We start from the raw sequence: 25,077 nt of genomic DNA, 5'->3' as shown, positions 1-25,077 counted from the left end.
CTGATCTGCTACTTAGCTGTCGGGGTGGCGGGATTTGAACCCACGACCTCTTCGTCCCGAACGAAGCGCGCTGCCAAGCTGCGCTACACCCCGATGTCGCTGCTGTCGCGGCGACGACGTTTACTTTAGCCCACCGGTGGCTAGAGACGAAATCCGGTTTTCCCGCGGTGCCGGATGGGGTTCGGGCGGGCGTGGTCGAGGGCCACCAGCAGCACGGCCAGGGCGTAGAAGGACAGGCCCAGGAGGAGGGCGTTGCCCAGGACCCGCTTGAAGCCCTCCTGGCCGACGTCCAGGAACGGGTAGAGGTAGCGGCCCGGGGTGCCCGGAAGCAGCAGCTCGCCCCGGACCAGGCAGAAGGCCAGGTAGGCCAGGGGGTAGAGGAGCCAGGTGCTGGCCTGGCGGAGGTGCAGGCGGCGGGGGGCCGTGAGCAGGAGCCAGTCCAGTACCGCCGCTATCGGCGTCACCGTGTACAGCACCCCGTGGGACACGGCCTGCCAGCCCGTGGGGGTCGCCTCGCCCGTCAGGGAGAAGGGGCTCGCCTCGTTCGCCAGCAGCAGGTGGTGCACCAGGGTCGAGATGACCACGTAGAGCAGCGTCGCGCCCAGCACCGCACCCGGCAGGGGCCGGCTGGCCGTCCAGGCGCGGCGGGCGGAGAGGGCCATGACCAGCGCCAGCAGCAGGTTGCTCTGGATCGTGAAGTGGCTGAGGGCCCGGGACGGGTCGCCGAGGAGCAGTTCCAGCGTCACCCCCGCGGCCGCCACCACGGCGATCAGCAGGCGGTAGGCCGCGGCCGCGGGGCGGCGGACCGGGGTGACGACGGCCGTGGCGGGCACGGGCGCGGGCTTCAGCGCCGGCGGGGACGGTATCGCTGGGAGATCCGGGATTTCCCGGGGTATCGGGGCGGTCATGCCCCCACGCTGACAGGAGGGGGCATAAGGGGCGATCCGGGCGGGGCTGTGTGGGTTACTCCGCCCGTGGCCCCCTCGCCCTACCTCACCGCCCCCTCGCCTACCTCACCGCCTCCTCACGCCCCACCAGCGTCAGCAACGTCGCCTCCGGCGGGCAGGCGAACCGCACCGGCGTGTAGCGGTTTGTGCCGCAGCCCGCCGACACGTGCAGGTAGGACGTACGGCCCTCCGCCTTATGCCTGGAGAGGCCCTTCACCCGGTCCGTGTCCAGGTCGCAGTTGGTGACCAGGGCGCCGTAGAAGGGGATGCACAGCTGGCCGCCGTGGGTGTGCCCGGCCAGGATCAGCGGGTAGCCGTCGGCCGTGAAGGCGTCCAGCGTGCGCAGGTACGGGGCGTGGACCACGCCCATCGAGAAGTCGGCCGCGTCGGACGGGCCGCCGGCCACCCGGGCGTAGCGGTCCTTCTTGATGTGCGGGTCGTCCAGGCCCGTGAGCTCCACCGAGCCGCCCTCGAGCTTGAGCTCGCCGCGCGCGTTCGTCAGGTTCAGCCAGCCCGCCGCGTCGAAACCGTCCCGCAGGTCCTCCCACGGGTTGTGCACCACGCCCTCGGCCGGCGCGTTGCCGTTGAGCCCGTGGCGGCCCTGGGCCTTCTCCAGGAGGTAGCGGGCGGGGTTGCGCAGCTTGGGGCCGTAGTAGTCGTTGGAGCCGAAGACGTAGGCGCCGGGGAACTGCATCAGGGGGCCGAGCGCGTCCAGGACCTCCGGGACACCCTCCGGGTCGGAGAGGTTGTCGCCCGTGTTGATCACGAAGTCGGGGCGCAGGCCCGCCAGGGACCGCAGCCAGCGCTGCTTCTTGCGCTGGCCGCCGACCATGTGGATGTCGGAGACCTGCAGCACACGCAGGGGACGCATGCCCGGAGGCAGGACCGGGACCGTGACCCGGCGGAGGCGGAAGGAGCGGGCTTCGAAGCCCGCGGCGTACAACAGTCCGGCGGCACCGGCCGCCGTGATTCCCAGGGGGACTTTGTATCGCGCGCGCATACGACCATCGTGTCAGACCCGGGCGGTCGCCCGTGCCGGGGCGCTGCCCGAAATCCCCTGGCGGCACCGGTCCTTGATTGCCTCGCGGCACCGGTCCTCCGGCGGCGGTCCGGGAGGGAGGTCCTTCCGTGGCGCCCCTGAAATCGAGGGGCGTCACTCCGCCCGCACCTGCGACAATCGACCCCATGACCACGCTCAAGTCGAAGCTGCAGGATGACCTCAACGTTGCGATCAAGGAGCGCGACGAGCTCCGCTCCTCGACGCTCCGGCTGACGCTCGCCGCGATCACCAAGGAGGAGGTCGCGGGCAAGGAGAAGCGCGAGCTTTCCGACGACGAGGTCCAGAAGGTGATCACCCGGGAGGCGAAGAAGCGGCGGGAGGCGGCCGACGCCTTCGCGCAGGGCGGTCGTCCCGAGCAGGCCGAGCGGGAGAAGGCGGAGGGCGAGGTGCTCGCCGCGTACCTGCCGAAGCAGCTGTCGGACGAGCAGCTCCAGGAGATCGTCGCCCAGGCCGTCGAGGAGGCCAAGGCCGCCGGTGCCGAGGGGCCGCGGGCCATGGGCCAGGTCATGAAGATCGTGAACCCGAAGGTGGCCGGCCAGGCCGAGGGCGGCCGCGTCGCCGCCGCCGTGAAGAAGCTGCTGGCCGGCTGACCTGCCGACCGGACGAGGACGGCCCCCCTCCCACCCGCGCGGGTGAGAGGGGGGCCGTCCCCATCTGGCGGCCGCGGCTCAGCCGAACCGGCCGCCGTTGCCGTTTCCGCCGTTGCCCTGGCCCCGGAAGAAGCCCTCCGGGATGGAGAACGAAGGCGTGGGCTCGCCGCCGCCCCCTCCGCCGTCGTTGCCGCCGACCAGGCCGCCGAGGAAGCCGTCGTTCCCGCCATCGCCCCCGTTGTCGCCGTTGCCGCCGTCGTCACGGCCGCCGCCGTCACCGTCACCGCGGTCCCGGGGCTTGCTGTCGGGGATGTGGACGGTGTTGAAGTTCTCGACGGGCTTGCCCTCCAGCGCGCCGGACATCATGTCGCCCCAGATCGGGCCGGGGACCTCGCCACCGAAGACCTTGCCGTACGACCGGCCGCCGATGGTGATGCCGACCATCTTCCGCTTGTGCGCGGGGTCGCCGACCCACACCGCACCGGCCATGTTCGGCGTGTAGCCCACGAACCAGGCCGCGTAGCGCTCGTCCGTCGTACCGGTCTTGCCGGCGCTCGGGCGGCTGCCGAGGCCGGCCTTCTTGCCCGTGCCGTCCTCGACGACGCCCTTCAGCAGCGTATTGATGGTGTCGGCGGTGTTCTCCGACATGGCGCGCGAGCAGGTCGACTTCGGGACCTGGAGCGAAGTGGTCTTGTCGCCGACCCGCCGGCTGACCGACTCGATGGCGACCGGCGTGCAGTGCATGCCGCGCGAGGCGAAGGTCGCGTACGCGTTCGCCATGGTCAGCGGGGACATCTCCTGGGTGCCGAGGGCGATGGAGGGCACCTGCGGCATCTTGTTGCCGTCGGCCCGCACTACGCCCATCTTCTTCGCCATCGTCGTCACCGGGCAGATGCCGATGTCGCCGATCATCTGCACGTAGTAGGTGTTGACCGACTTGGCGGTCGCCTCCCGCATGTCGTACGGGCCGACCTCGGAGGAGTTCTCGTTCTCCAGCTTGGCCGGGTTGTTGGGGTCGTTCACCCACCGCTTGCCGTCACAGGCCGAGACCGGGCTCGGGTACGCCATCTGGTACGGCGACGAGTACACCTTGTTCGCCGGCATGCCGTCCTCGAGGGCGGCGGCGGCCACGATCGGCTTGAACGTCGAACCGGGCTGGTAGCCCATGCCGCCGCCCATGGCGTCGTCGACGGACAGGTTGAGGGTCGTCTCGCCCTTTTTGATGTTGACGCCGTACGGGCGCGACTGGCCCATGGCGAGGATCTTGCCGGTGCCCGGCTGGACGATGGTGGCGGCGGTGGCCACCTCGTCACTTTTGTAGACGTGGTCCTTGATGGAGGCCTGCGCCGCTTTCTGGGACTGCGGGTCCATGGTCGTGCGGATGGTGAGGCCGCCCTGGTTCCAGATCTTCGCGCGCTGCTCCTTGGTCTTGCCGAAGACCGGGTCGGTCAGGAAGACCTCGCGCACGTAGTCGCAGAAGAAGCCGGCGCCCTTGACCGCGGTGATGCAGCCGTTCTTGGGCTTGCTGACCTTCAGGCCGAGCGGCGCCTTCATCGCGTCGGCGGCCTGCGCCCTGGAGATGTCGCCGACGGCCGCCATGCGCTGGAGCACGGTGTTGCGGCGCTTGGTGGCCTCCGCCTCGTCGTTGACCGGGTCGTAGCGGCTGGGCGACTGGACGATGCCGGCGAGCAGGGCGGACTGCTCCAGGCTGAGGTCCTTGGCGGACTTGGAGAAGTAGCGCCGGGCGGCGGCCTCGACGCCGTAGGCCTGCTGGCCGAAGAACGTGATGTTCAGGTAGTTCTCGAGGATCTTCTTCTTGCCCAGTTCCTCCTCGACCTGGATCGCGTACTTGAGCTCGCGGATCTTGCGGCCGATGGTCTGCTGGGTGGCCTGCGCGACCTTGGTCGGGTCGTCGCCCGCCTCCTCGACGAAGACGTTCTTCACGTACTGCTGCGTCAGGGTGGAGGCGCCCTCGGAGACCCCGCCGGTCTGCGCGTTCTTGTTGAGGGCGCGCAGGACACCCTTCAGGTCGACGGCGCCGTGCTCGTAGAAGCGCGAGTCCTCGATCGCCACGATCGCCTTCTGCATGTACGGCGAGATGTCCTTGAGGGGGACCACCGTGCGGTCGCGCGAGTAGACGGTGGCGATCGGGCCGCCGTCGGAGTCGAGGATGGTGGTGCGCTGACTCAGCGGTGGGGTCTTCATGGTGGCGGGGAGCTCGTCGAAGCTCTCGACCGATCCCTTGGCGGCGAGGCCCAGCGCCCCCACCGCGGGGAGGGCGATGCCGGCCAGCACGGCTCCCGCGAGGACACTGACACCGAGGAACTTGGCGGCCTGCTGCGTGGGAGACAGACCACCGCCCGAGCGCTTCTTTGGCATGAGGGCAGCCTAATCCGTAGGTTTGAGCGATCCGCAGGAGCAGGGGGTGCTCGGAGCGTTCGAGTACCAGACCGTGACATCCGGGTGCGGCCGGACTGTCGGGGCCTCACCGTGGAGCGGCGCCGCGGTCGAGCCGCGAGTGGCGGGGCGGTCACGCGGAGTTGGATGGCCTCCTGACGCCCTCGGCGCCGCGGTCGAGCCGCGGATGGCGGGGCGGTCACGCAGCGCCGGACGGCCTCCTGACGCCCTCGGCGCCTCCCGGTCGGACGCCGGCGGGTGGCATCGACGGCATCACGACCGCGCCCCGGGCGCGGGACCCGGCCCCCGGACCTGACGGCATGGCGACGTGAGCGGCCTACGTTCCCATTCGCCGGACAGGCGTATAGGCCTTGGCCTAAGCTGCTCGCAACTGTCACAGCAGTGAGGTCACGTATCAATACGTCCGGCGACCCCGAATCGTTCTGGGTGTTCCCCGACTTTTTTGCTGGGGGCGTGTCCGAATCCGCCTTGTGTGTCATACGGCGTCCGTTGTGACGCAACTGAACCGTCCCGGTTTGCCGGGAAGGTCACGTATGTCGCCAGCTCACTCCTCCGGGTGATCTGCCGCTTACCCATAGTCCGTTCGGGCCATTCAAGATTGGGCCCGAAGGGGGTGTTGCGCTGTGCCCGCCTTCCGTAACGTCCTCAACTGGCGGCGGTGAATATGCCGCTGCCGCCGTGGGGGAGCCTCGATTCGGGAGAGGACGGCGCCGGTATGGGCTGGGTAACCGACTGGAGTGCGCAGGCGGCCTGCCGCACTACCGATCCGGATGAACTGTTCGTTCAAGGAGCAGCGCAGAACAGGGCCAAGGCGGTGTGCACCGGATGCCCGGTGCGCACGGAGTGCCTGGCCGACGCGCTCGACAACCGCGTCGAGTTCGGCGTGTGGGGAGGCATGACGGAGCGGGAGCGCCGCGCACTGCTGCGCAGGCGTCCCACTGTGACCTCCTGGCGCCGGCTGCTGGAGACGGCGCGCACGGAGTACGAGCGGGGGTGCGGTGTCATGCCCCTCGACGACGACGAAATCTATGAGAACTACGCGGCGGTGAGCTGAGGACTCCCCTCCGGGAGCTCCCCAGGTCCAGGTCTGAGGGCCCGTTGCCGGGCTCTTCGCCGTCACCGGTGAGCCCGGCGCCGCCCGCGCCGCTGCTCACCCGCCCTGCGCGCTCGCCTGGTTGTCCCTCAGGCGCTCGCCTCGGGCGGTTCTGGCCGGTCGCGTCCGGCCTGGTCGACTCCGGGCTGGTCGACGGGGTCGGGAAGCGCACGCTCGTCGGCCGCGAGCCGGCCGCCGATGGCGCGCAGTCCCGCCAGGTCGTGCACATCGCCGGGCAGCGCGGCCACTTCCGTCACGGCCACCTCGGGGTGCAGCGCGGTGAAGCGGTCACGCGTGCGCTGCTCACGGGCCAGCAGGTGCATGCGATCGGCGTGCAGCCTCAGCAGGCCTGCCGCGAGCTGGTCGACGGACCGCTCGGTGTCCTCAGCGTGCTCGGCGTCCTCGGTGTGTCCGGCGACTTCGGTGGGGGAGCCATCCTCGGGAGCCGGCGCCGATGCCAAAGCTGGTGTTCCGGGCGTGGGAGAGTCTGAACTGTCGTGTGCGTCGGGGGAGTTACGAAGTACTGCTTTCCCGCCCTCCTGATCCACAATGCCGGGCTCTTCAAGATTTTCCGCGGCGGCGAGCGCCCGCTCGGCCGACAGTCCGCCGGCGCCGCTGCCGTGCACCCGGTTGAGCACCAGACCGGCCAGCGGCATGTCCTCAGCGGCCAGCCGCTCCACGAAGTAGGCGGCCTCGCGCAGCGCGTCCCGCTCCGGGGCCGCGACCACGAGGAACGCCGTGCCGGGCGCCTGGAGCAGCTTGTACGTCGCGTCCGCGCGGGTGCGGAAGCCGCCGAAGGTCGTGTCCATCGCGGACACGAACGTCTGGACGTCCTTGAGGAGCTGACCGCCGAGCAGCTTGCCGAGGGTGCCGGTCATCATCGACATCCCGACGTTCAGGAACTTCATCCCGGCCCGGCCGCCCAGCTTCGCCGGTGCCGTCAGCAGCCGGATCAGCCGGCCGTCCAGGAACGAGCCGAGCCGCTTCGGCGCGTCCAGGAAGTCCAGCGCCGAGCGGGACGGCGGCGTGTCCACGACGATCAGGTCCCACTCGTCCCGGGCGCGCAGCTGCCCGAGCTTCTCCATCGCCATGTACTCCTGCGTGCCCGCGAAGCCCGCCGAGAGCGACTGGTAGAAGGGGTTGCCCAGGATGGCGGCCGCCCGCTCGCGGTCCGCGTGCGCCTCGACGATCTCGTCGAAGGTGCGCTTCATGTCGAGCATCATCGCGTGCAGCTCGCCGCCCGCGGAGTCGTCGATGCCCTTCACCCGGCGCGGGGTGTTGTCCAGCGAGTCGATGCCCATGGACTGGGCCAGCCGGCGGGCCGGGTCGATGGTCAGGACGACCACCTTGCGGCCCCGCTCGGCGGCGCGCAGACCCAGGGCCGCCGCGGTGGTGGTCTTGCCGACCCCGCCCGAGCCGCAGCACACCACGATCCGGGTCTCGGGGTCCTCCAGCAGCGGATCGATGTCGAGCAGCCGCGCGGGGGCGAGATGAGGGCGGGCCGGGTCGTGGGTGTGGGCCGGGTCCGGACGACTCATGACATCCCCTGCTTCCGACTCGTGACGGGCCTTGACTGTCTGCCCCGGCTCATGACACGCCCTGCTCGCGCAGCTCGCGGGCCAGCTCGTACAGCCCCGCCAGGTCCATGCCCTCGGCGAACAGCGGCAGTTCGTGCAGCGGCAGGCCCAGCTCGGCCAGGACCGCGCGCTGTTCGGTCTCCAGCGTGTACCGCTCGGCGTACTCCTCGGCCTGCGCGAGCAGCGGGTCCACCAGCCGCTCGGCGTGCCCACCGCGCCGTGCCCCGCCCAGCCCCGCGGACGACAGGGACCGCGCGACAGTGGAACGCGGGACCGTCCGCAGGAGTTCCAGGTCGGTCTCGTCCAACACCTCCGGCCGGACCATGTTCACGATGATCCGCCCCACCGGAAGCCGGGCCGAACGCAGCTCGGCGATGCCGTCCGCGGTCTCCTGGACCGGCATCTCCTCCAGCAGCGTCACCAGGTGCACGGCCGTCTCGGGCGACTTCAGCACCCGCATCACGGCCTGCGCCTGATTGTGTATCGGGCCGATCTTGGCGAGACCCGCCACCTCGTCGTTCACGTTCAGGAAGCGCGTGATCCGCCCGGTCGGGGGCGCGTCCATCACGACGTAGTCGTAGACGAAGCGGCCGCTGCGCTCCTTGCGCCGCACCGCCTCGCAGGCCTTGCCGGTCAGGAGGACGTCCCTGAGGCCGGGCGCGATGGTGGTGGCGAAGTCGATCGCGCCGAGCTTCTTCAGGGCCCGTCCCGCGCTGCCCAGCTTGTAGAACATCTGGAGGTAGTCCAGAAGGGCCAGTTCGGGGTCGATGGCCAGGGCGTACACCTCCCCGCCCCCGGGAGCGACGGCGATCTTCCGCTCCTCATAGGGCAGCGCCTGCGTCTCGAAGAGCTGCGCGATGCCCTGACGGCCCTCGACCTCGACGAGAAGCGTCCGCTTCCCCTCCGTGGCGAGAGCCAGTGCTAGTGCGGCGGCCACCGTGGTCTTACCGGTACCGCCCTTGCCGCTGACGACCTGGAGCCTGCTCACGTATTCGAGCCTAACCAGTCCGCGCCCGGGCTACGCGGGAGGCTGTGGACAACCGTGGCCGTGGCCTGTGGACGACCGGGGCCGCGGGTGGCCGCGTGGCCCCCTCCGGCAGCGGCTAGAGTCGGCCGTATGACCAAGTGGGAATACGCAACCGTGCCGCTGCTCGTCCACGCCACGAAGCAGATTCTGGACACCTGGGGCGAGGACGGCTGGGAGCTCGTCCAGGTCGTGCCCGGGCCGAACAACCCCGAGCAGCTCGTGGCCTACCTCAAGCGGGCGAAGCAGTAGTGGGCGCCGTCGAGGCGAAGCTCGCCGAGCTCGGCCTGAGCCTTCCCGACGTGGTCCCGCCGCTCGCCGCGTACCAGCCGGCCGTGCAGTCCGGCCCGTACGTCTACACCGCCGGGCAGCTCCCGATGGTGGACGGCAAGCTTCCGGTCACCGGCAAGGTCGGCGCCGAGGTCACCCCGGAGGAGGCCAGGGAACTGGCACGCACGTGCGCGCTGAACGCCCTGGCCGCCGTCAAGTCCGTCGCCGGTGACCTGGACCGCATCGCGCGCGTGGTCAAGGTCGTCGGTTTCGTGGCCTCCGCCTCGGACTTCACCGGCCAGCCCGCGGTGCTGAACGGCGCCAGCGAGCTGCTCGGCCAGGTGCTGGGAGACAAGGGCGTGCACGCGCGCAGCGCGGTGGGCGTGGCCGTGCTGCCGCTGGACGCGCCGGTCGAGGTCGAGATCCAGGTCGAGCTCGCCTGACCCGCCCTTCGACGGCCCCAGCTGCGGAATCCGTCCCCGGGGCCACTCGAACATCCGCCCGTCACGGGATAGCCTCGCGCCCATGGCGAACGGTCAGTGGTACCCCCCGGAGTGGCCGGACCGCATCCGCGCACTCGCGGCCGGCACCCTCACCCCGGTGACCCCGAAGCGCGCGGCCACCGTCATGCTCCTGAAGGACACCGGCGACGGCCCCGCCGTCCACATGCTGCGCCGACGCGCCTCCATGGCCTTCGCCGGAGGCGCGTACGCGTATCCCGGCGGCGGAGTCGACCCGCGCGACGACGATCACCACGTCCGCTGGGCGGGTCCCACGCGCGCGTGGTGGGCAAAGCGGCTCGGCGTCGACGAGACGGCGGCCCAGGCGATCGTCTGCGCCGCCGTGCGCGAGACGTACGAGGAGGCGGGCGTGCTGCTCGCCGGACCGGCGCCCGACTCGGTCGTCGGCGACACCACCGGCGCCGACTGGGAGGCGGACCGCGCCGCCCTGGTCGCCCGGGACCTGTCCTTCGCGCAGTTCCTGGACCGCCGCGGCCTGGTGCTGCGCTCGGACCTGCTCGGCGCCTGGACCCGGTGGATCACGCCGGAGTTCGAGGCCCGCCGCTACGACACCTGGTTCTTCGTCGCCGCGCTCCCCGAGGGGCAGCGCACCCGCAACGCCTCCACGGAGGCCGACCGCACGGTGTGGATCACCCCGCGCGAGGCGGCGGCCGGCTACGACAAGGGCGAGCTGCTGATGATGCCGCCGACCATCGCGACCCTGCGCCAGCTGGCGCCGTACGAGACGGCCGCCCGGGCGCTCGACGCCGCCCCAGAGCGCGATCTCACGCCCGTCCTGGCCGGCGCCCGCCTGGTGGACGGCGAGATCGTGCTCTCCTGGCCCGGCCACGACGAGTTCACCAAGCACATCCCGACCGGGGGAGCCACCGCATGACGGACGCAGCAGCCCTGCCCGGCCGACCCCGCGGCGGCGTCCTCTCGGGGCCCGCGACCGCGCGGGCCGTGAACGTCCTGGCGCCCAACGCCTCGGCGATGACCCTCGACGGCACGAACACCTGGATCGTCGCCGAGCCGGACTCGGACCTCGCCGTCGTCATCGACCCGGGTCCGCTGGACGACGCGCACCTGCGCCGGGTCGTCGCCACGGCCGAGCAGGCCGGCAAGCGCGTCGCCCTCACCCTGCTGACGCACGGCCATCCCGACCACGCGGAGGGCGCCGGCCGGTTCGCCGAACTGACCGGCACGCGCGTGCGCGCCCTCGACCCGGCACTGCGCCTGGGCGACGAGGGCCTGGCCGCCGGAGACGTGATCACCACCGGCGGACTCGAACTGCGCGTCGTACCGACCCCCGGCCACACCGCCGACTCCCTCTGCTTCCACCTCCCGGCCGACCGGGCGGTCCTCACCGGCGACACCGTCCTGGGCCGCGGCACGACGGTCGTGGCCCACCCCGACGGCCGTCTCGGCGACTACCTGGACTCCCTGCGGCGCCTGCGCTCCCTCACCGTCGACGACGGCGTCCACACCGTCCTGCCCGGCCACGGCCCGGTCCTGGACGACGCCCAGGGCGCCGTCGAGTACTACCTCGCCCACCGCGCCACCCGCCTCGCCCAGGTCGAGACGGCCGTCGAGGACGGCTACCGCACCCCCACCGAGGTCGTCGCCCACGTCTACGCCGACGTGGACCGCTCCCTGTGGCCGGCGGCGGAGCTGTCGGTACGGGCGCAGATGGAGTATCTGGAAGAACACGGGCTCATCTAGGGCCCCTCAGGGCGCGGCGCTTTGACACCGTGCACGCGCGCGTACTCCCCGGCGAGCCAGGGGCCGAGATCGTCCACGTACGCCGCGAGCACGGCCGCGTCCCCGACCGGTTCCCGCCCCAGGACGGCAGCGGCCCGCAGCTGCTCGCCTCGTCCCGGGTAGTACCCGGCGAAGGCCTCGGCCATCTCGCGCAGATCGCTGGTCCAGCCGTTCCAGCGGGGCATGACGAGCGTGAAGCCCGTACGGACCAGATGCCGGGACATGAAGCGGACCAGGGGCCGTAGGGCCTCCTCGGTGCCGCCTGCCCCGGCGATCCGCCGGCGCCAGCGGGGGAGCAGCAGGGCCAGGTCGCCGTTGGTCTCGCGGGCCAGCAGCGAGTCGGGGCGGTAGCGCGGCAGGCACGCGGCCAGGTCCTCGCCCAGCAGGGGGGTGCACAGGCAGGCGACGAACCATCCCAGGTCGTACCTCTCCAGGTCGCTGAGCAGCCGTGCCCGGCTGAACAGCAGGGTGCCGTGCCCGTCGATCTGCCCGAACTCCGCGTCCAGTGCCGTGCCGAGCGCCAGGGCGTCGTCCCGGTCCGCTGCGGTCGGCTCCTCGTGCAGGGCGAGCAACAGGTCCAGGTCGCTGCGGCCCACGCGCGCGGTGCCGCGCGGTATCGACCCGTAGAGGTACGCGCTGTGCAGCCGGTCCCCGAAGACGTCGGTCAGCCGGTCGCGTGTCGCGGCGACGACCGGGCGGAAGGCGTGCGACACACGCGCCAGGGATCCCTCCCGGGTGAGGAACCCCCGCGCGTCGAGTCCCGGACGGTGGACTGTGCTGCCGGTCATGCGCTCACTGTGGCGCGAGCGGGGCCCGTGCGGGACGCGTTTTCGGTTCCCTTGACGACGTCGGGCCCCGTCTCGCGCGGAGACGGGGCCCGATGACGTACGGCCGGGGAGTGCGCTCAGCCGGAACGCTCATGGCGTACGGCGCGTACGGCCGGGAGTGCGCTCAGCGGGAGCGCTTGGCGAGGCGTTCCACGTCCAGCAGGATCACCGCGCGGGCCTCCAGCCGCAGCCAGCCGCGCTGGGCGAAGTCCGCGAGGGCCTTGTTGACCGTCTCACGGGACGCGCCGACCAGCTGGGCCAGCTCTTCCTGCGTGAGGTCGTGGACGACGTGGATGCCTTCCTCGGACTGCACGCCGAACCGGCGGGAGAGGTCGAGCAGGGCGCGGGCGACACGGCCCGGCACGTCCGAGAAGACGAGGTCGGACATCGCGTCGTTGGTCTTGCGCAGCCGGCGCGCGACGGCGCGCAGGAGTGCCGTGGCCACCTCCGGGCGGGCGTTCAGCCAGGGCTGGAGATCGCCGTGGCCGAGGCCGAGCAGCTTGACCTCGGTCAGCGCTGTGGCGGTCGCGGTGCGCGGGCCCGGGTCGAACAGCGACAGCTCGCCGATGAGCTCGCCGGGGCCGACCACGGCCAGCATGTTCTCGCGGCCGTCGGGGGACGTGCGGTGGAGCTTCACCTTGCCCTCCGTGACCACGTACAGGCGGTCACCGGGGTCGCCCTCATGGAACAGCGAGTCACCGCGGGCGAGGGTCACCTCACTCATGGAGGCGCGGAGCTCCGCGGCCTGCTCGTCATCGAGCGCCGCGAAGAGCGGGTTGCGCCGCAGAACGTCGTCCACGAGTTCTCTCCTATTCGACCTGCTCAGGGGATCTTGCTCCCCCGTGTACCGAGGGACCGTTGTGCCCATTTTGTCGGGCGGTCCAAACAGTGTGATCTGTCACAAGGATGCCGCACACGTGTCCTGGGGTACGCGGCAGGGGTCCAATTGGGCGCCGATCTTCAGGGGCCGGGGCGGATGTCGGTGCCGGGCCTTAGGCTGGCCGGGTGTCCAAATCGCCGGTGAGAGCACAGGCCGAGGGGGCTGCGCGGGTGGTTGTACGTCGCGATTCCGCTGTGGGCGAACAGAGCCCCGATGGCGGTAGGAAAACGGCGAAAGAGAACAAGACGGAACCAGTGAAGAAGGCTGCTTCCGCGAAGAAGGCGACGTCTGCGAAGAAGGCGACGTCCGCGGAGAAGACGGTGTCTTCGAAGAGGGCCGCCACTGCGAAGAAGGCCGTCTCCGGGGGCAAGGCAGCGTCGACGGGAAAGACGGCGCCCGCTAAGAAGGCCGCGCCGGCGAAGAAGGCCGCTTCCAAGGCGGCGGCCCCGTCCGCGAAGAAGGCCGCTTCCAAGACCTCCGGTGCCGGGAAGGCCTCGCAACGCGCCCTCGTGAAGAAGGCGCCCGCAGCCAAGAAGGTCGCGGTCGCGCCCAAGAAGGCCACCGCCCGCGTCAAGGGCGCCGCCCCCGCCAAGGCCGTCGTCCACCCGCCGCGCGACGAGTCGCCCACCGCCCTGGTCCGCCGGGCCCGCCGCATCAACCGCGAGCTCGCCGAGGTCTATCCGTACGCGCACCCCGAGCTGGACTTCGACAACCCCTTCCAACTGGTCGTCGCCACCGTCCTGTCCGCGCAGACGACCGACCTGCGCGTCAATCAGACGACGCCCGCCCTCTTCGCCAAGTACCCGACGCCGGAGGACCTGGCCGCCGCCAACCCCGAGGAGGTCGAGGAGATCCTGCGCCCGACCGGCTTCTTCCGGGCCAAGACCAAGTCGGTCATAGGGCTGTCGAAGGCCCTGGTGGAGGAGTTCGGCGGGGAGGTGCCCGGCCGGCTGGAGGATCTGGTCAAGCTGCCCGGCGTCGGACGCAAGACCGCGTTCGTCGTGCTCGGCAACGCCTTCGGGCGCCCGGGCATCACCGTCGACACGCACTTCCAGCGCCTGGTGCGCCGCTGGCAGTGGACCGCCGAGACCGACCCGGACAAGATCGAGGCCGCGGTGGGCGCGCTCTTCCCGAAGAGCGATTGGACGGATCTCTCGCACCACGTGATCTGGCACGGCCGCCGCATCTGCCACGCCCGCAAGCCCGCGTGCGGCGCCTGCCCGATCGCCCCGCTCTGCCCTGCCTACGGCGAGGGCGAGACCGATCCGGAGAAGGCGAAGAAGCTCCTCAAGTACGAGAAGGGCGGCTTCCCCGGCCAGCGCCTGAAGCCCCCGCAGGCGTATCTGGACGCGGGCGGCACACCGGCTCCGCCGCTGGGGGCCGGATGAGCCGCCCGACGCGCCGCCCGAGCTGCCCGACGCGCCGTCCGAGCCGTCCGGCGCGCCGTCCGAGCCGTCCGGCGCGCCGGTTGACGGGCTCGTCGCGCCCCTCCACGGGCCCGGCGCGCCCCCCGACGGGCTCGGCGCGCCGCTCGTTCAGGGGATCCCGGGCGTCCGTGGAACGATCCCGGGCCCGTCGCGCGTTGGACGCGGCAGGACGACGGGGGTGGCGATGACGCGGGCGAGCGACACACAGGGCGGCCCGGTGGTGCTCAGCAAGGAGGGGCTGCCCGGCTGGCTCGATCCGGTGGTGCACGCCGTGGAGACGGTCCGGCCGAGACAGCTCAGCAGGTTCCTGCCGCCCGAGGACGGCCGGGGGCGCCAGTCGGCCGTGCTCGTCCTGTTCGGCGAGGGCGCGCGGGGGCCGGAGCTGTTGCTCATGGAGCGCGCCAGCTCCCTGCGCTCGCACGCCGGCCAGCCCTCCTTCCCGGGCGGCGCCCTCGACCCGGAGGACGGCGACCCGTCCGGCGACGGCCCGCTGCGGGCCGCCCTGCGCGAGGCGGAGGAGGAGACCGGCCTCGACCCCTCCGGTGTCCAGCTCTTCGGTGTCCTGCCCCGTCTGTACATCCCGGTCAGCGGCTTCGTCGTCACGCCGGTGCTGGGCTGGTGGCGCGAGCCGAGCCCGGTCGGGGTCGTCGATCCGAACGAGACCGCCCGGGTCTTCACCGTCCCCGTGGTGGATCTCACGGAGCCCGCCAACCGGGCGACCGCCGTCCACCCCAGCGGCCATCGAGGTCCGGCATTTCTGGTCGAATCAGCCCTTGTCTGGGGTTTCACGGCCGGAATCATCGACCGGCTGCTGCACTTCGCGGGCTGGGAGCGGCCCTGGGACCAGGAGAAGCAGGTCCCGCTCGACTGGCGCGCATGACAGGGTGGCCTTCGTGAACGTGCTGGACATCTTGTTGCTGGTCGCCGCCGTGTGGTTCGCGGTCGTGGGGTACCGCCAGGGGTTCGTCGTCGGCATCCTGTCGGTGATCGGCTTCCTGGGTGGCGGCCTCGTCGCGGTGTACGTGCTGCCCGTCATCTGGGACGCGCTGACGGACAACGCGGAGGTGAGCACGACCGCCGCCGTCGTCGCGGTCGTCGTCGTCATCGTCTGTGCCTCCGTCGGCCAGGCGCTCACCACCCACCTCGGCAACAAGTTGCGCCGGCACATCACCTGGTCCCCGGCCCGGGCCCTGGACGCCACCGGCGGCGCCCTGGTCAACGTCGTGGCGATGCTCCTGGTCGCCTGGCTGATCGGCTCCGCGCTCGCGGGCACCACGCTGCCCACGCTCGGCAAGGAGGTCCGTAACTCCAAGGTGCTGCTGGGTGTGTCGCGGGCCCTGCCCGACCAGGCGGCCACCTGGTTCGCGGACTTCTCCTCCGTCCTCGCGCAGAACGGCTTCCCGCAGGTCTTCAGCCCGTTCTCGAACGAGCCGATCACCGATGTCCGGCCGCCCGATCCGGCGCTCGCGAAGAGCGAGGTCGCGCACCGCGCACAGCGTTCCATCGTCAAGGTCATGGGCACCGCCCCGAGCTGCGGCAAGGTCCTGGAGGGCACCGGCTTCGTCTTCTCCGACCGCCGCGTGATGACCAACGCGCACGTGGTGGGCGGAGTCGACGAGCCGACCGTGCAGATAGGCGGCGAGGGCAGGAAGTACGACGCCAAGGTCGTGCTCTACGACTGGCGGCGCGACATCGCCGTCCTCGACGTGCCGGACCTCAAGACGCCCGTGCTGCGGTTCACCGAGAAGGACGCGACCAGCGGCGACAGCGCGATCGTGGCGGGCTTCCCGGAGAACGGGGCGTACGACGTGCGGGCCGCGCGCGTACGCGGCCGCATCACGGCCAACGGCCCGGACATCTACCACCGCGGCACGGTCCGCCGTGACGTCTACTCCCTCTACGCCACCGTCCGCCAGGGCAACTCCGGCGGCCCGCTGCTCACGCCCGACGGCAAGGTCTACGGCGTCGTCTTCGCCAAGTCGCTCGACGACGCCCAGACGGGATACGCGCTGACCGTGGACGAGATCCAGCAGGACATCACCAAGGGACGCGCCGCCGACCAGCAGGTGGGCAGCGACAGCTGCGCCCTTTGAGGCCGGCTCAGGAGCGTTCTCGGTGCGGGAGGTGGCGCGGCGTCACTCGCGCGAGTGACGCCTCAGTCGCGTGTGTGACGCAGGCGTACGGAGACCCAGCGGGCCCGGCGGCGGAGGATCAGCGGAATCCCGACCCGGGGGTCCGCGGTCGCCATCTGCGGTCCGCCGCTTCGCCGGTGGGAATTCGCACCGCCCGCCGAGCGGCGATTGCGGGTTGCGTCACTGTAGTCGTGCGTCCAGCCCATACCCCGACGTGTGCCCCCGCCCCATGGTCGATAACCGCTCCCGGAGCCTCCAATTGGCCTATGCGCCAGGCAATTGGCCGTTCGTCAGACAATCGTTCCCGTGCCGGTGACCGGGCGGGAGCGACCGGTCACCGGTCGGGCTCGGGATCCCGCAGCCAGTTGATGAGTTCCGAGGAGAACGCGACCGGGTCCTCCTCGTGCGGGAAGTGGCCGAGCCCGTCGAACAGGCGCCAGCGGTAGGGGGCTTCGACGTATTCGCCGGACCCGGCCGCGCTGCGCGTGCGCATCACCGGGTCCAGCGAGCCGTGCAGATGCAGGGTCGGCACGCGCACGGGCCGCTTCATCCGCCGGTTGAACTGAATGCCGTCCGGGCGGGCCAGGGAGCGCACCATCCAGCGGTACGGCTCGACCGCGCAGTGCGCGGCGGAGGGGATGCACATGGCGCGGCGGTAGTTCTCCAGCGCCTCGTCCTCGGGCGGCCTCGGCCCGGACCACTCCTGGATCAGCTCGGCGACGAGCGCCCCGTCGTCGGCGGTGAGCTGCCGCTCCGGGATCCAGGGCCGCTGAAACCCCCAGATGTGTGAACCGGCGCGGCTCTGCTTGACGTCGCGGAGCATGGCCGAGCGCCAGCGCCGCGGGTGCGGCATGGACGAGACCGCGAGCCGCCGCACCAGCTTGGGGCGCATCGCGGCGGCCGTCCAGGCGAGGTATCCGCCCAGGTCGTGGCCGACGAGCGCGGCGTCCGGCTCGCCGAGGGAGCGGATGACGCCGGTGACGTCGAGCGCGAGGTTGGCGGGGTCGTAACCGCGCGGCGTCCGGTCGCTGCCGCCGACTCCCCGCAGGTCCATGGCGACGGCCCGGAAACCGGCGTCGGCGAGCGCCACCAGCTGGTGCCGCCAGGTCCACCAGAACTGCGGGAAGCCGTGCAGCAGCAGGACCAGCGGCCCCTCACCCAGCTCCGCGATGTGGAAGCGGGCGCCGTTGGCTGCGACGTCGCGGTGGCTCCAGGGGCCGTCCAGGAGGACGGCCGAGGCCGGTTGGGCCGGGGGCGGTGCGGGGTCCGTCATGACGACGAGCGTGCCACAGCCTCGATGGCCTCGGGGACCCGGTCCTGCGCGAGCTCCGGACGCGGATGCGGCTTGGCCTTCTGCAACACGACCGCGGTCTGCTTCATCGAGGCGGCGACCTTCTGCGGGCCCTTGCTCTTCTTGGCCTTCTTCGCGAAGACCACGCCGATCAGCGCGAGGCCGCCCGCGACCAGCACGTTCGCCGCGAAGGACAGCAGGAAGCAGACCGCGAGGTTCCAGTCGCTCCAGGTGCGGATGCCGTACGCCAGCGCGAAGTTCAGCATCGGCAGGGAGAAGATCAGCACGGCGCCGGCCGCCGAGAAGGCACCGCCACTGGTCGCGCCGCGCTTGACGTCCTGCTTGAGCTGCGCCTTGGCCAGCGCGATCTCGTCGTGCACCAGCGCCGACATTTCCGCCGTCGCCGAGGCGAACAGCTGGCCGATGCTGCGTTCGGCGCCGACCGGGCTGCCGTCGGGTGCGCTCATCGCGGTCTCCCTCTTCTGCGTACGGTCCGATGTCCGTGTCTTCTGCCTGACTCGCGCGCAGTCGTCCGACTGCGTCCGGCATGACTGCGTACGGTCCCGTCTTTTGTACCGTCTCGTCAGATCATGCCGGACGGTGGTGGTCCTCGCCTGCCCCGCCCGGTACTTCGGCAAGCCCGTGGCGCGCGGCTGCCTTCTCCTGGGCGATCCTGCGGTGTTCGGCGGCCTTGCGTTCGTGGAGCGCGGCGAGCCGCAGGTGGTACGCCGGGTCGTCCTCCTCGTAGATGTCCGGGATGCCGTCGGCGTCCTCGTCGCGCTCCTCGTCCTCCCACAGCCGCCGGTACTTGGCGTTGCGGATCTTCAGCAGGACGGTCGCGAGTGTCGCGGCGATGAGCGAGCCCAGCAGGACGGCCGCCTTGACCTGGTCGGTCATCGTCCGGTCGCCGGCGAAGGCGAGTTCGTCGATGAGCAGCGACACGGTGAAGCCGATGCCGGCGAGGCTCGCCACCGCGAACACGTCCGCCCAGGCCAGGTCGTCGCTGAGCTCGGCGCGGGTGAAACGGGCCGTCAGCCAGGTGCCGCCGAAGATGCCGAGCGCCTTGCCGACGACGAGACCGAGGACGACGCCGAGGGTCTCGGGCGTGGTGAACACGTCGGCCAGCGCCCCGCCGGACACCACGACCCCCGCGCTGAACAGCGCGAACAGCGGGACGGCGAGCCCCGCCGACAGGGGGCGTACGAGGTGCTCGATGTGCTCGCCGGGGGAGCGGTCCTCGCCCTCGTGGCGGTGGCAGCGCAGCATCAGGCCCATGGCGACACCGGCGATGGTGGCGTGGATGCCGCTGTTGTACATCAGCGCCCAGATCACGAGGGCGAGCGGGACGTACACGTACCAGCCCCTGACGCCCTTGCGCAGCAGCAGCCAGAAGAGCACCAGTCCGGCGACGGCGCCGCCGAGTGCGGCGAAGTTCAGGTCGGCGGTGAAGAACACCGCGATGATCAGGATCGCGAAGAGGTCGTCGACGACGGCGAGGGTGAGCAGGAAGGCCCGCAGCGCGCTCGGCAGGGAGGTGCCGATGACCGCGAGCACGGCGAGCGCGAACGCGATGTCGGTGGCGGTCGGCACGGCCCAGCCGGCCAGGGAGCCTCCGCCGGCGACGGTGGTGACGGTGTAGACGAGCGCCGGCACGGCCATGCCGCAGAGCGCGGCCACGACCGGCAGCGCGGCGGCTTTCGGGTCGCGCAGGTCGCCCGCCACGAGTTCCCGTTTGAGTTCGATCCCGGCGACGAAGAAGAAGACGGCCAGCAGTCCGTCGGCGGCCCAGTGGGCGACGGACAGGTCGAGGCCGAGGGCGGCGGGGCCCAGGTGGAAGTGGGAGACGCTCTCGTAGCTGTCGCGCAGCGGGGGGATGTTCGCCCAGAGCAGCGCGGTGACCGCGGCGGCGAGCAGCAGTACCCCGCCGACGGTCTCGGTGCGCAGTGCGTCCGCCACGTAGGTCCGCTCCGGCAGCGACAGTCGGCCGAGGACCTTGCGGGGGGTGGTGGGGCGGGGCGCTGTCACGGGCGAACCTCCGGTCGGTGGGCAGGACGGAACACATGCCGACCAGACTTCCCGGCGCACCATGGAGCACTTGTATTGCTTAGCTTAGCTAAGGGAGTGGCCGCCCGCACCCCCTGATCTGCGGTGGGGACGCGCGCAGGGCACCCGGTATCCGCTCACCGGGTGCCCTGCGCGGCCTCCGCCATGCCGGTGCGCGATCAGTCCTCGCTGGGCGCGGCCGGCAGCTTGGCCTGGATGAGGTCCATGACCGTGGAGTCGGTCAGCGTGGTGACGTCACCCAGCTGGCGGTTCTCGGCGACGTCCCGCAGCAGCCGGCGCATGATCTTGCCGGAGCGGGTCTTGGGCAGTTCGGCCACCGGCAGGATCCGCTTGGGCTTGGCGATCGGGCCGAGCGCGTTGCCGACGTGCGCGCGCAGCTCGTCCACCAGCGTCTCGGTCTCGGAGGCCGTACCGCGCAGGATCACGAACGCGACGATCGCCTGCCCGGTCGTCTCGTCCGCCGCACCGACCACGGCCGCCTCGGCGACCGACGGGTGGGAGACCAGAGCGGACTCCACCTCGGTGGTGGAGATGTTGTGCCCGGAGACGAGCATGACGTCGTCGACCCGGCCCAGCAGCCAGATGTCCCCGTCGTCGTCCTTCTTGGCGCCGTCACCGGCGAAGTACTTGCCCTCGAAGCGCGACCAGTAGGTGTCGAGGAACCGCTGGTCGTCGCCCCAGATGGTGCGCAGCATCGACGGCCACGGCTCGGTGAGCACCAGGTAGCCGCCTCCGCCGTTCGGCACCTCGTTGGCCTCGTCGTCGACGACCGTCGCGCTGATGCCGGGCAGCGGCGTCTGGGCCGAGCCGGGCTTGGTGGCGGTCACACCCGGCAGCGGGGTGATCATCATCGCGCCGGTCTCGGTCTGCCACCAGGTGTCGACGACCGGGGTGCGGTCGGCGCCGATGTTCTTGCGGTACCAGATCCACGCCTCGGGGTTGATCGGCTCGCCCACCGAGCCCAGCACGCGCAGGCTGGACAGGTCGAACTTGGCGGGGATGTCGTCGCCCCACTTCATGAACGTGCGGATCGCGGTCGGCGCGGTGTAGAGGATCGTCACGCCGTACTTCTGGACGATCTCCCAGAAGCGGCCCTGGTGCGGGGTGTCGGGCGTGCCCTCGTACATGACCTGCGTCGCGCCGTTCGCCAGCGGGCCGTAGACGATGTACGAGTGGCCGGTGACCCAGCCGACGTCGGCCGTGCACCAGTAGACGTCGGTCTCCGGCTTGAGGTCGAAGACGGCGTGGTGGGTGTAGGCGGTCTGGGTGAGGTAGCCGCCGGAGGTGTGCAGGATTCCCTTCGGCTTACCCGTGGTGCCCGAGGTGTAGAGGATGAACAGCGGGTGCTCGGCGTTGAAGGGCTGAGCGGTGTGCTCGGCGCTCTGCCGCTCCACCAGGTCGTGCCACCACACGTCGCGGCCCTCGGTGAAGGCGACCTCCTGGCCCGTGCGCCGCACGACCAGGACGTGCTCGACGTTGCCCGCCTTCTCGACGGCCTCGTCCACGGCCGGCTTCAGCGCGGACGGCTTGCCGCGCCGGTATCCGCCGTCGGAGGTGATGACCACGCGCGCGTCGGCGTCCTGGATGCGGGTGGCGAGGGCATCGGAGGAGAAGCCGCCGAACACCACCGAGTGGGCGGCGCCGATGCGGGCGCAGGCCAGCATGGCGATCGCCGTCTCGGGGATCATCGGCATGTACACCGCGACCCGGTCCCCGGCCTGAACGCCCAGCTCCAGCAGGGCGTTGGCAGCCTTGGAGACCTCGTCCTTGAGCTCGGCGTAGGTGATGGCGCGGCTGTCGCCGGGCTCGCCCTCGAAGTGGATGGCGACCCGGTCGCCGTGGCCCGCCTCCACATGCCGGTCGACGCAGTTGTAGGCGACGTTGAGTTCGCCGTCCTTGAACCACTTGGCGAACGGCGGGTTCGACCAGTCGAGGATCTCGGTGAACTCCTTGGCCCAGGTCAGTCGGCGGGCCTGCTCGGCCCAGAAGCCGAGCCTGTCAGCCTTGGCCTGTTCATACGCCTCCGCGGTGACGTTGGCGTTGTCGGCCAGGTCGGCGGGGGGTGCGAACCTGCGCTCTTCCTTGAGCAGGTTGGCCAGGCTCTCGTTGCTCACGGCATCTGCCTTTCCCAGGGTGTCCGTTGTGTCCCAGGCCACAGCTCATCAGACCCGGGGGTGCGATGACAAGGGCCGACCGCCGATTGGTTTAGACCTTTCCGGCGGTCTGCCGGCGGCCGGGGTCATCCGTACCCACGGACGCCGACCAGGGAAAGTTCACCGTGGACGCAGCCCTTCACTCGGCTCGCGTCGGAGGGGAGGGGGCTGAGGGGGCCCGGGGGACGGTCGGGACCCCGGGGTCGGGCCGGGCCGTTCGGACCCGAGCTCCAGGCCGGGTCCGGCCGGAGCCCCGGGCGGGTTCGGCCCGAGCTCCAGGGCGGGTTCGGCCCGAGCTCCAGGGCGGGCCTGAGGGTCAGCGGGCCGGGTCCGGCCCGATGAACCCCGGGCCCGGCCCGCTGACGTACAGGGTGTGCCCCCGCTGTCGGTCGGGGGCACACCCTCATCCGGTGCCGGGCGGGAGCACGCCCCGACCCGGCGCCGGGGTCATGCCGTCAGGTCCGGCTCCCGTACGCGGTCGAAGACGCCTCCGGTCTCCGACTCCGTGAGCAGGTACGCCTCGGCCTCGCCCACGTGGAAGTACATCCCGTGCAGCTCCAGGGAGCCCTCGCTCAGGGCCCGGGCCACCGAGTCGTGGGCGCGCAGGTGCTCCAGCTGCTGGACCACGTTCGTCAGGCAGAGCTGCTCGACCGCGTCCTCGGGGGACCGCCCGGCCAGCCCGGCCCAGGACCGGCTGTCGTCGGCCATGCGTTCCAGGCTCGGCAGGCCGTGCCGCAACCACCGCTTCAACGGGGTCCGGGCGCCCCCGGGCTCGGCGTTGAGCAACGCCTGCATGGCGCCGCACCCCGAGTGCCCGCACACCGTGATCGACCGCACCCGCAGGACGTCCACGGCGTACTCGATCGCGGCGGACACCGAGTCGTCGCCGCTCTCCTCACCCGGGCGGGGGACGAGGTTGCCCACATTGCGCACGACGAACAGGTCGCCCGGACCACTGGAAGTGATCATCGAGGTGACCAGCCGTGAGTCGGCGCAGGTCAGGAAGAGCTGCGAGGGCCGCTGCCCCTCTCGCGCCAGCCGGGCCAGCTCGCTGCGCACCAGGGGCGCGGTGTTGCGCTGGAACGCGCTGATGCCACGCGCCAGTTCGCTCCCCATGGATCCGCCGGTGCCCTGCGGGTCCGGCTCGGAGCGGTCCGCCCCTTCCGCCGTCTTCTCGGCGAGGGGCATGGCTTGGGGGCCGTCGCACCGGTGGTTGCGCCAGGGCGTCCAGGGCCGGCAACGGCAGTCGGTGAGGGACTGCGGTTCGGAGATACGGGTTCCGGGATTCCGGCCGGTGATCTCCACGGTCCCGCCCTGCGCGGTGTGCGTCTTCTGCCAGTCCTGCAACGTCTCGTACGCCGCGTGGTCCATGAACGACCCGTCCAGCTCGACGACGGTGTCGGCGCCGTGGGGCACGCGGTGCAGGGCCCGGCTGAGCCGTGGCACCGCCAGGAACGTCAACTGGCCTCTGACATGGACGTGATGGACTCCCTCCCTGTCTTCGTGCGTGATGCGGGTGCGGGTGAGGCGGTGCAGGGCGACACCGACGGCGGTGGCGATGCCGAGCGCCACGCCCTCCAGGACGCCGAGCGAGACCACGCCGAGGGTGGTGACGGCGTAGACCCACACTTCGCGGTGGCGGGTCACCGTGCGGATGTGGTTCAGGGACACCATCTGGATGCCGACGGCCATCACCAGGGCGGCGAGCGAGGCGAGGGGGATGAACTCCAGGATCGGGACCATCAGCAGCGTGGCGATCACTACGAGAACGCCGTGCAGCATCGTGGAGTTCCGGCTGACCGCTCCCGCGTGGACGTTCGCCGAACTCCGCACGGCCACACCGGCGATGGGCAGACCGCCGAGCGAGCCGGAGACGATGTTGGCGGCGCCCTGACCGAGCAGTTCGCGGTCGAGGTTGGAGCGTCCGACCCGGGCGGACGCGCCCTGGCGGCCGGCGACCAGCTTGTCCACGGCGACCGCGCCGAGCAGCGACTGCACGCTGCACACCAGCGTGGTGGTGAGGACGGCGGCGACCAGGCCGAGCACGGGGCCCTCGGGCAGCCCGGCCAGGGCGTGGTTGCTCCAGGACGGCAGGTCGACCTTGGGCAGGCGCAGACCGGCGAGGGCGGCGACCGCGGTGGCCCCGGCGACGGCGATGAGCGCGGCCGGGACCTTGCGCAGCAGCATTCCGGCCCGGCCGGGCAGGCGCGGCCAGAGCAGCAGCAGGGCCAGGGTCAGCACGCTCACCGACACGGCCTCGGGGCGCATCTGCGCCAACTGGGCGGGCAGCGCGCGCAGGTTGTCCGGGACGGAGCTCTGCGGTGTGCCGCCGAGCACGATGTGCAGCTGGGCGACGGCGATGGTGACGCCGATCCCGGCGAGCATGCCGTGCACGATGGCGGGGCTGACGGCGAGGGCGCCACGGGCCACGCGCAGGCACCCGAGCCCGAGTTGGGCGAGGCCGGCGAGGACGGTGATGGCGCAGGTCGTCCGCCAGCCGTAGCGCTGGATGAGGTCGGCGGTGACCACGGTGAGTCCCGCGGCGGGTCCGCTCACCTGGAGCGGGGAGCCGCCGAGCCGCCCTGCGACCAGTCCGCCCACGGCGGCGGCGACGAGGCCGGCCTGCAGGGGGGCGCCGGTGGCGAGGGCGATGCCCAGGGACAGGGGCAGGGCGATCAGGAAGACCGCGATCGAGGCCGACACGTCGGCACCCGCGATGCGGAATCGGCGGGGCCCGGCCGGCGGCGGACTGTGGGGCGGATGGGTTCGTTCGGTTCGGTTCGGATCGGCGGCGCGTGTGGGGACGCAGGCTGACATGGTTTCCCGTCTCCTCCGGGGCTGCGCGGTCGCGTAACTGGGGGGTCCCGCCTCGGGCGGGGTTCGGTCGCGGCGGTCACGGCGTAAATCGGCGGGATGAATCAACGCTCGGTAAACGGATCGTAATGCAGAGTAAAGGACGAGCATAGACTTTACGGGCAAATGGGTGAATAGATCACTCTGAAGAGTGAAGTGGCTATTTGATCGGCTTGTCGTACTAATTCCTTCTCGGTCTCGTGCGAATTT

The 25,077-nt window shown here is 71.4% G+C and carries 22 protein-coding genes and 1 tRNA gene; 9 read left to right on the top strand and 14 right to left on the bottom strand.

Annotated features, from left to right (window positions below):
- Positions 1-19 precede the first annotated feature (19 nt).
- The 3 genes from AC0665_RS14140 to AC0665_RS14130 all read right to left on the bottom strand — a co-directional run bounded on the left by AC0665_RS14140 (position 20) and on the right by AC0665_RS14130 (position 1,947).
- Positions 20-93: transfer RNA gene (locus AC0665_RS14140), tRNA-Pro, on the bottom strand.
- Between the two features lie 47 nt (positions 94-140).
- Entirely contained in the window at positions 141-908 is a 768-nt protein-coding gene (locus AC0665_RS14135; RefSeq protein ID WP_478705077.1) for a Pr6Pr family membrane protein, read from the bottom strand.
- A 100-nt stretch (positions 909-1,008) separates the two neighbouring features.
- Positions 1,009-1,947, bottom strand: coding sequence for a metallophosphoesterase (locus AC0665_RS14130; protein ID WP_478603453.1), 939 nt, complete (start codon positions 1,945-1,947; stop codon positions 1,009-1,011).
- Positions 1,948-2,132: 185 nt separating this feature from the next.
- On the opposite strand from AC0665_RS14130, the gene AC0665_RS14125 reads away from it, so the two are divergent.
- On the top strand, positions 2,133-2,597 hold the full coding sequence (locus tag AC0665_RS14125) for a GatB/YqeY domain-containing protein (protein ID WP_468408528.1): 465 nt from the start codon (positions 2,133-2,135) through the stop codon (positions 2,595-2,597).
- Positions 2,598-2,675: 78 nt separating this feature from the next.
- Here AC0665_RS14125 and AC0665_RS14120 read toward each other — a convergent pair whose 3' ends face one another.
- Positions 2,676-4,976 (bottom strand): transglycosylase domain-containing protein, encoded by a 2,301-nt coding sequence (locus AC0665_RS14120; RefSeq protein ID WP_478603455.1) that lies wholly within the window; start codon positions 4,974-4,976, stop codon positions 2,676-2,678.
- Between the two features lie 754 nt (positions 4,977-5,730).
- On the opposite strand from AC0665_RS14120, the gene wblA reads away from it, so the two are divergent.
- Entirely contained in the window at positions 5,731-6,069 is a 339-nt protein-coding gene (gene wblA / locus AC0665_RS14115; protein ID WP_352115483.1) for a transcriptional regulator WblA, read from the top strand.
- 128 nt (positions 6,070-6,197) lie between these two features.
- Here wblA and bagB read toward each other — a convergent pair whose 3' ends face one another.
- Together bagB and bagA are read right to left on the bottom strand one after the other, a co-directional pair.
- On the bottom strand, positions 6,198-7,646 hold the full coding sequence (bagB, locus tag AC0665_RS14110) for an ATPase BagB (protein WP_478508257.1): 1,449 nt from the start codon (positions 7,644-7,646) through the stop codon (positions 6,198-6,200).
- Positions 7,647-7,695: 49 nt separating this feature from the next.
- On the bottom strand, positions 7,696-8,673 hold the full coding sequence (bagA, locus tag AC0665_RS14105; protein ID WP_468408534.1) for an ATPase BagA: 978 nt from the start codon (positions 8,671-8,673) through the stop codon (positions 7,696-7,698).
- A gap of 129 nt (positions 8,674-8,802) precedes the next feature.
- Here bagA and AC0665_RS14100 point away from each other — a divergent pair, with 129 nt between their 5' ends.
- The 4 genes from AC0665_RS14100 to AC0665_RS14085 all read left to right on the top strand — a co-directional run bounded on the left by AC0665_RS14100 (position 8,803) and on the right by AC0665_RS14085 (position 11,201).
- Positions 8,803-8,961 carry a Sp36 family protein gene (locus AC0665_RS14100; protein WP_093708112.1) on the top strand — a complete coding sequence of 53 codons (159 nt, stop codon included), beginning with the start codon at positions 8,803-8,805 and terminating at the stop codon, positions 8,959-8,961.
- Positions 8,961-9,422 (top strand): RidA family protein, encoded by a 462-nt coding sequence (locus tag AC0665_RS14095; protein WP_363117543.1) that lies wholly within the window; start codon positions 8,961-8,963, stop codon positions 9,420-9,422. The genes AC0665_RS14100 and AC0665_RS14095 overlap by 1 nt, the downstream gene beginning before the upstream one ends.
- 82 nt (positions 9,423-9,504) lie before the next feature.
- Entirely contained in the window at positions 9,505-10,374 is an 870-nt protein-coding gene (locus AC0665_RS14090; protein WP_363117545.1) for an NUDIX hydrolase, read from the top strand.
- Positions 10,371-11,201, top strand: coding sequence for an MBL fold metallo-hydrolase (locus AC0665_RS14085; RefSeq protein WP_363117547.1), 831 nt, complete (start codon positions 10,371-10,373; stop codon positions 11,199-11,201). Before AC0665_RS14090 ends, AC0665_RS14085 begins: the two co-directional genes overlap by 4 nt.
- On the opposite strand, the gene AC0665_RS14080 is transcribed toward AC0665_RS14085, so the two are convergent.
- The gene (locus AC0665_RS14080) at positions 11,198-12,028 is read right to left on the bottom strand and encodes a nucleotidyltransferase (RefSeq protein ID WP_478603459.1); all 831 of its coding nucleotides are present in this window, start codon (positions 12,026-12,028) and stop codon (positions 11,198-11,200) included. The two genes, AC0665_RS14085 and AC0665_RS14080, sit on opposite strands and share 4 nt — an antisense overlap.
- A gap of 163 nt (positions 12,029-12,191) precedes the next feature.
- A complete protein-coding gene (locus tag AC0665_RS14075; protein ID WP_010031945.1) occupies positions 12,192-12,866 on the bottom strand; it encodes a Crp/Fnr family transcriptional regulator in 675 nt (224 codons plus the stop codon).
- Positions 12,867-13,267: 401 nt separating this feature from the next.
- Here AC0665_RS14075 and nth point away from each other — a divergent pair, with 401 nt between their 5' ends.
- From nth to AC0665_RS14060, 3 genes are all read left to right on the top strand, one after another.
- Positions 13,268-14,335, top strand: a complete 1,068-nt coding sequence (gene nth, locus AC0665_RS14070) for an endonuclease III (protein ID WP_478603462.1) — start codon at positions 13,268-13,270, stop codon at positions 14,333-14,335.
- 223 nt (positions 14,336-14,558) lie between these two features.
- Positions 14,559-15,254 carry an NUDIX hydrolase gene (locus tag AC0665_RS14065; protein WP_468408542.1) on the top strand — a complete coding sequence of 232 codons (696 nt, stop codon included), beginning with the start codon at positions 14,559-14,561 and terminating at the stop codon, positions 15,252-15,254.
- Between the two features lie 13 nt (positions 15,255-15,267).
- Positions 15,268-16,467, top strand: coding sequence for a MarP family serine protease (locus AC0665_RS14060; RefSeq protein ID WP_478705076.1), 1,200 nt, complete (start codon positions 15,268-15,270; stop codon positions 16,465-16,467).
- A 62-nt stretch (positions 16,468-16,529) separates the two neighbouring features.
- Here AC0665_RS14060 and AC0665_RS14055 read toward each other — a convergent pair whose 3' ends face one another.
- From AC0665_RS14055 to AC0665_RS14030, 6 genes are all read right to left on the bottom strand, one after another.
- The gene (locus AC0665_RS14055) at positions 16,530-16,712 is read right to left on the bottom strand and encodes a hypothetical protein (protein ID WP_468408546.1); all 183 of its coding nucleotides are present in this window, start codon (positions 16,710-16,712) and stop codon (positions 16,530-16,532) included.
- 128 nt (positions 16,713-16,840) lie between these two features.
- Positions 16,841-17,779, bottom strand: coding sequence for an alpha/beta fold hydrolase (locus AC0665_RS14050; protein WP_478508252.1), 939 nt, complete (start codon positions 17,777-17,779; stop codon positions 16,841-16,843).
- Positions 17,776-18,264: a phage holin family protein gene (locus AC0665_RS14045; protein WP_363117554.1), complete on the bottom strand. Its 489-nt coding sequence runs from the start codon at positions 18,262-18,264 to the stop codon at positions 17,776-17,778. The genes AC0665_RS14050 and AC0665_RS14045 overlap by 4 nt, the downstream gene beginning before the upstream one ends.
- Positions 18,265-18,385: 121 nt before the next feature.
- Entirely contained in the window at positions 18,386-19,822 is a 1,437-nt protein-coding gene (gene nhaA / locus AC0665_RS14040) for a Na+/H+ antiporter NhaA (RefSeq protein WP_478603465.1), read from the bottom strand.
- Between the two features lie 197 nt (positions 19,823-20,019).
- Complete coding sequence (gene acs, locus AC0665_RS14035; RefSeq protein WP_478603467.1) at positions 20,020-21,975, bottom strand: acetate--CoA ligase; 1,956 nt, start codon at positions 21,973-21,975, stop codon at positions 20,020-20,022.
- A gap of 486 nt (positions 21,976-22,461) precedes the next feature.
- Positions 22,462-24,831: a bifunctional SulP family inorganic anion transporter/carbonic anhydrase gene (locus tag AC0665_RS14030; protein WP_478603469.1), complete on the bottom strand. Its 2,370-nt coding sequence runs from the start codon at positions 24,829-24,831 to the stop codon at positions 22,462-22,464.
- Positions 24,832-25,077: the final 246 nt, after the last annotated feature.

It is taken from the genome of Streptomyces sp. NPDC043685 (genome assembly GCF_056436585.1).
The sequence above is the reverse complement of the archived record's forward strand: the minus strand, read 5'-3'. Positions and strand labels throughout refer to the sequence as shown.

Bases quoted from the DNA above. Each gene is read 5' to 3' on its own strand.
- AC0665_RS14050 (WP_478508252.1), bottom strand. From the start codon at position 17,779: ATGACGGACCCCGCACCGCCCCCGGCCCAACCGGCCTCGGCCGTCCTC.
- bagB (WP_478508257.1), bottom strand. From the start codon at position 7,646: ATGAGTCGTCCGGACCCGGCCCACACCCACGACCCGGCCCGCCCTCAT.
- AC0665_RS14135 (WP_478705077.1), bottom strand. From the start codon at position 908: ATGACCGCCCCGATACCCCGGGAAATCCCGGATCTCCCAGCGATACCG.
- AC0665_RS14085 (WP_363117547.1), top strand. From the start codon at position 10,371: ATGACGGACGCAGCAGCCCTGCCCGGCCGACCCCGCGGCGGCGTCCTC.
- AC0665_RS14065 (WP_468408542.1), top strand. From the start codon at position 14,559: ATGACGCGGGCGAGCGACACACAGGGCGGCCCGGTGGTGCTCAGCAAG.
- AC0665_RS14055 (WP_468408546.1), bottom strand. From the start codon at position 16,712: ATGGGCTGGACGCACGACTACAGTGACGCAACCCGCAATCGCCGCTCG.
- AC0665_RS14080 (WP_478603459.1), bottom strand. From the start codon at position 12,028: ATGACCGGCAGCACAGTCCACCGTCCGGGACTCGACGCGCGGGGGTTC.
- AC0665_RS14045 (WP_363117554.1), bottom strand. From the start codon at position 18,264: ATGAGCGCACCCGACGGCAGCCCGGTCGGCGCCGAACGCAGCATCGGC.
- AC0665_RS14030 (WP_478603469.1), bottom strand. From the start codon at position 24,831: ATGTCAGCCTGCGTCCCCACACGCGCCGCCGATCCGAACCGAACCGAA.
- AC0665_RS14100 (WP_093708112.1), top strand. From the start codon at position 8,803: ATGACCAAGTGGGAATACGCAACCGTGCCGCTGCTCGTCCACGCCACG.
- AC0665_RS14130 (WP_478603453.1), bottom strand. From the start codon at position 1,947: ATGCGCGCGCGATACAAAGTCCCCCTGGGAATCACGGCGGCCGGTGCC.
- AC0665_RS14090 (WP_363117545.1), top strand. From the start codon at position 9,505: ATGGCGAACGGTCAGTGGTACCCCCCGGAGTGGCCGGACCGCATCCGC.
- AC0665_RS14120 (WP_478603455.1), bottom strand. From the start codon at position 4,976: ATGCCAAAGAAGCGCTCGGGCGGTGGTCTGTCTCCCACGCAGCAGGCC.
- wblA (WP_352115483.1), top strand. From the start codon at position 5,731: ATGGGCTGGGTAACCGACTGGAGTGCGCAGGCGGCCTGCCGCACTACC.
- AC0665_RS14125 (WP_468408528.1), top strand. From the start codon at position 2,133: ATGACCACGCTCAAGTCGAAGCTGCAGGATGACCTCAACGTTGCGATC.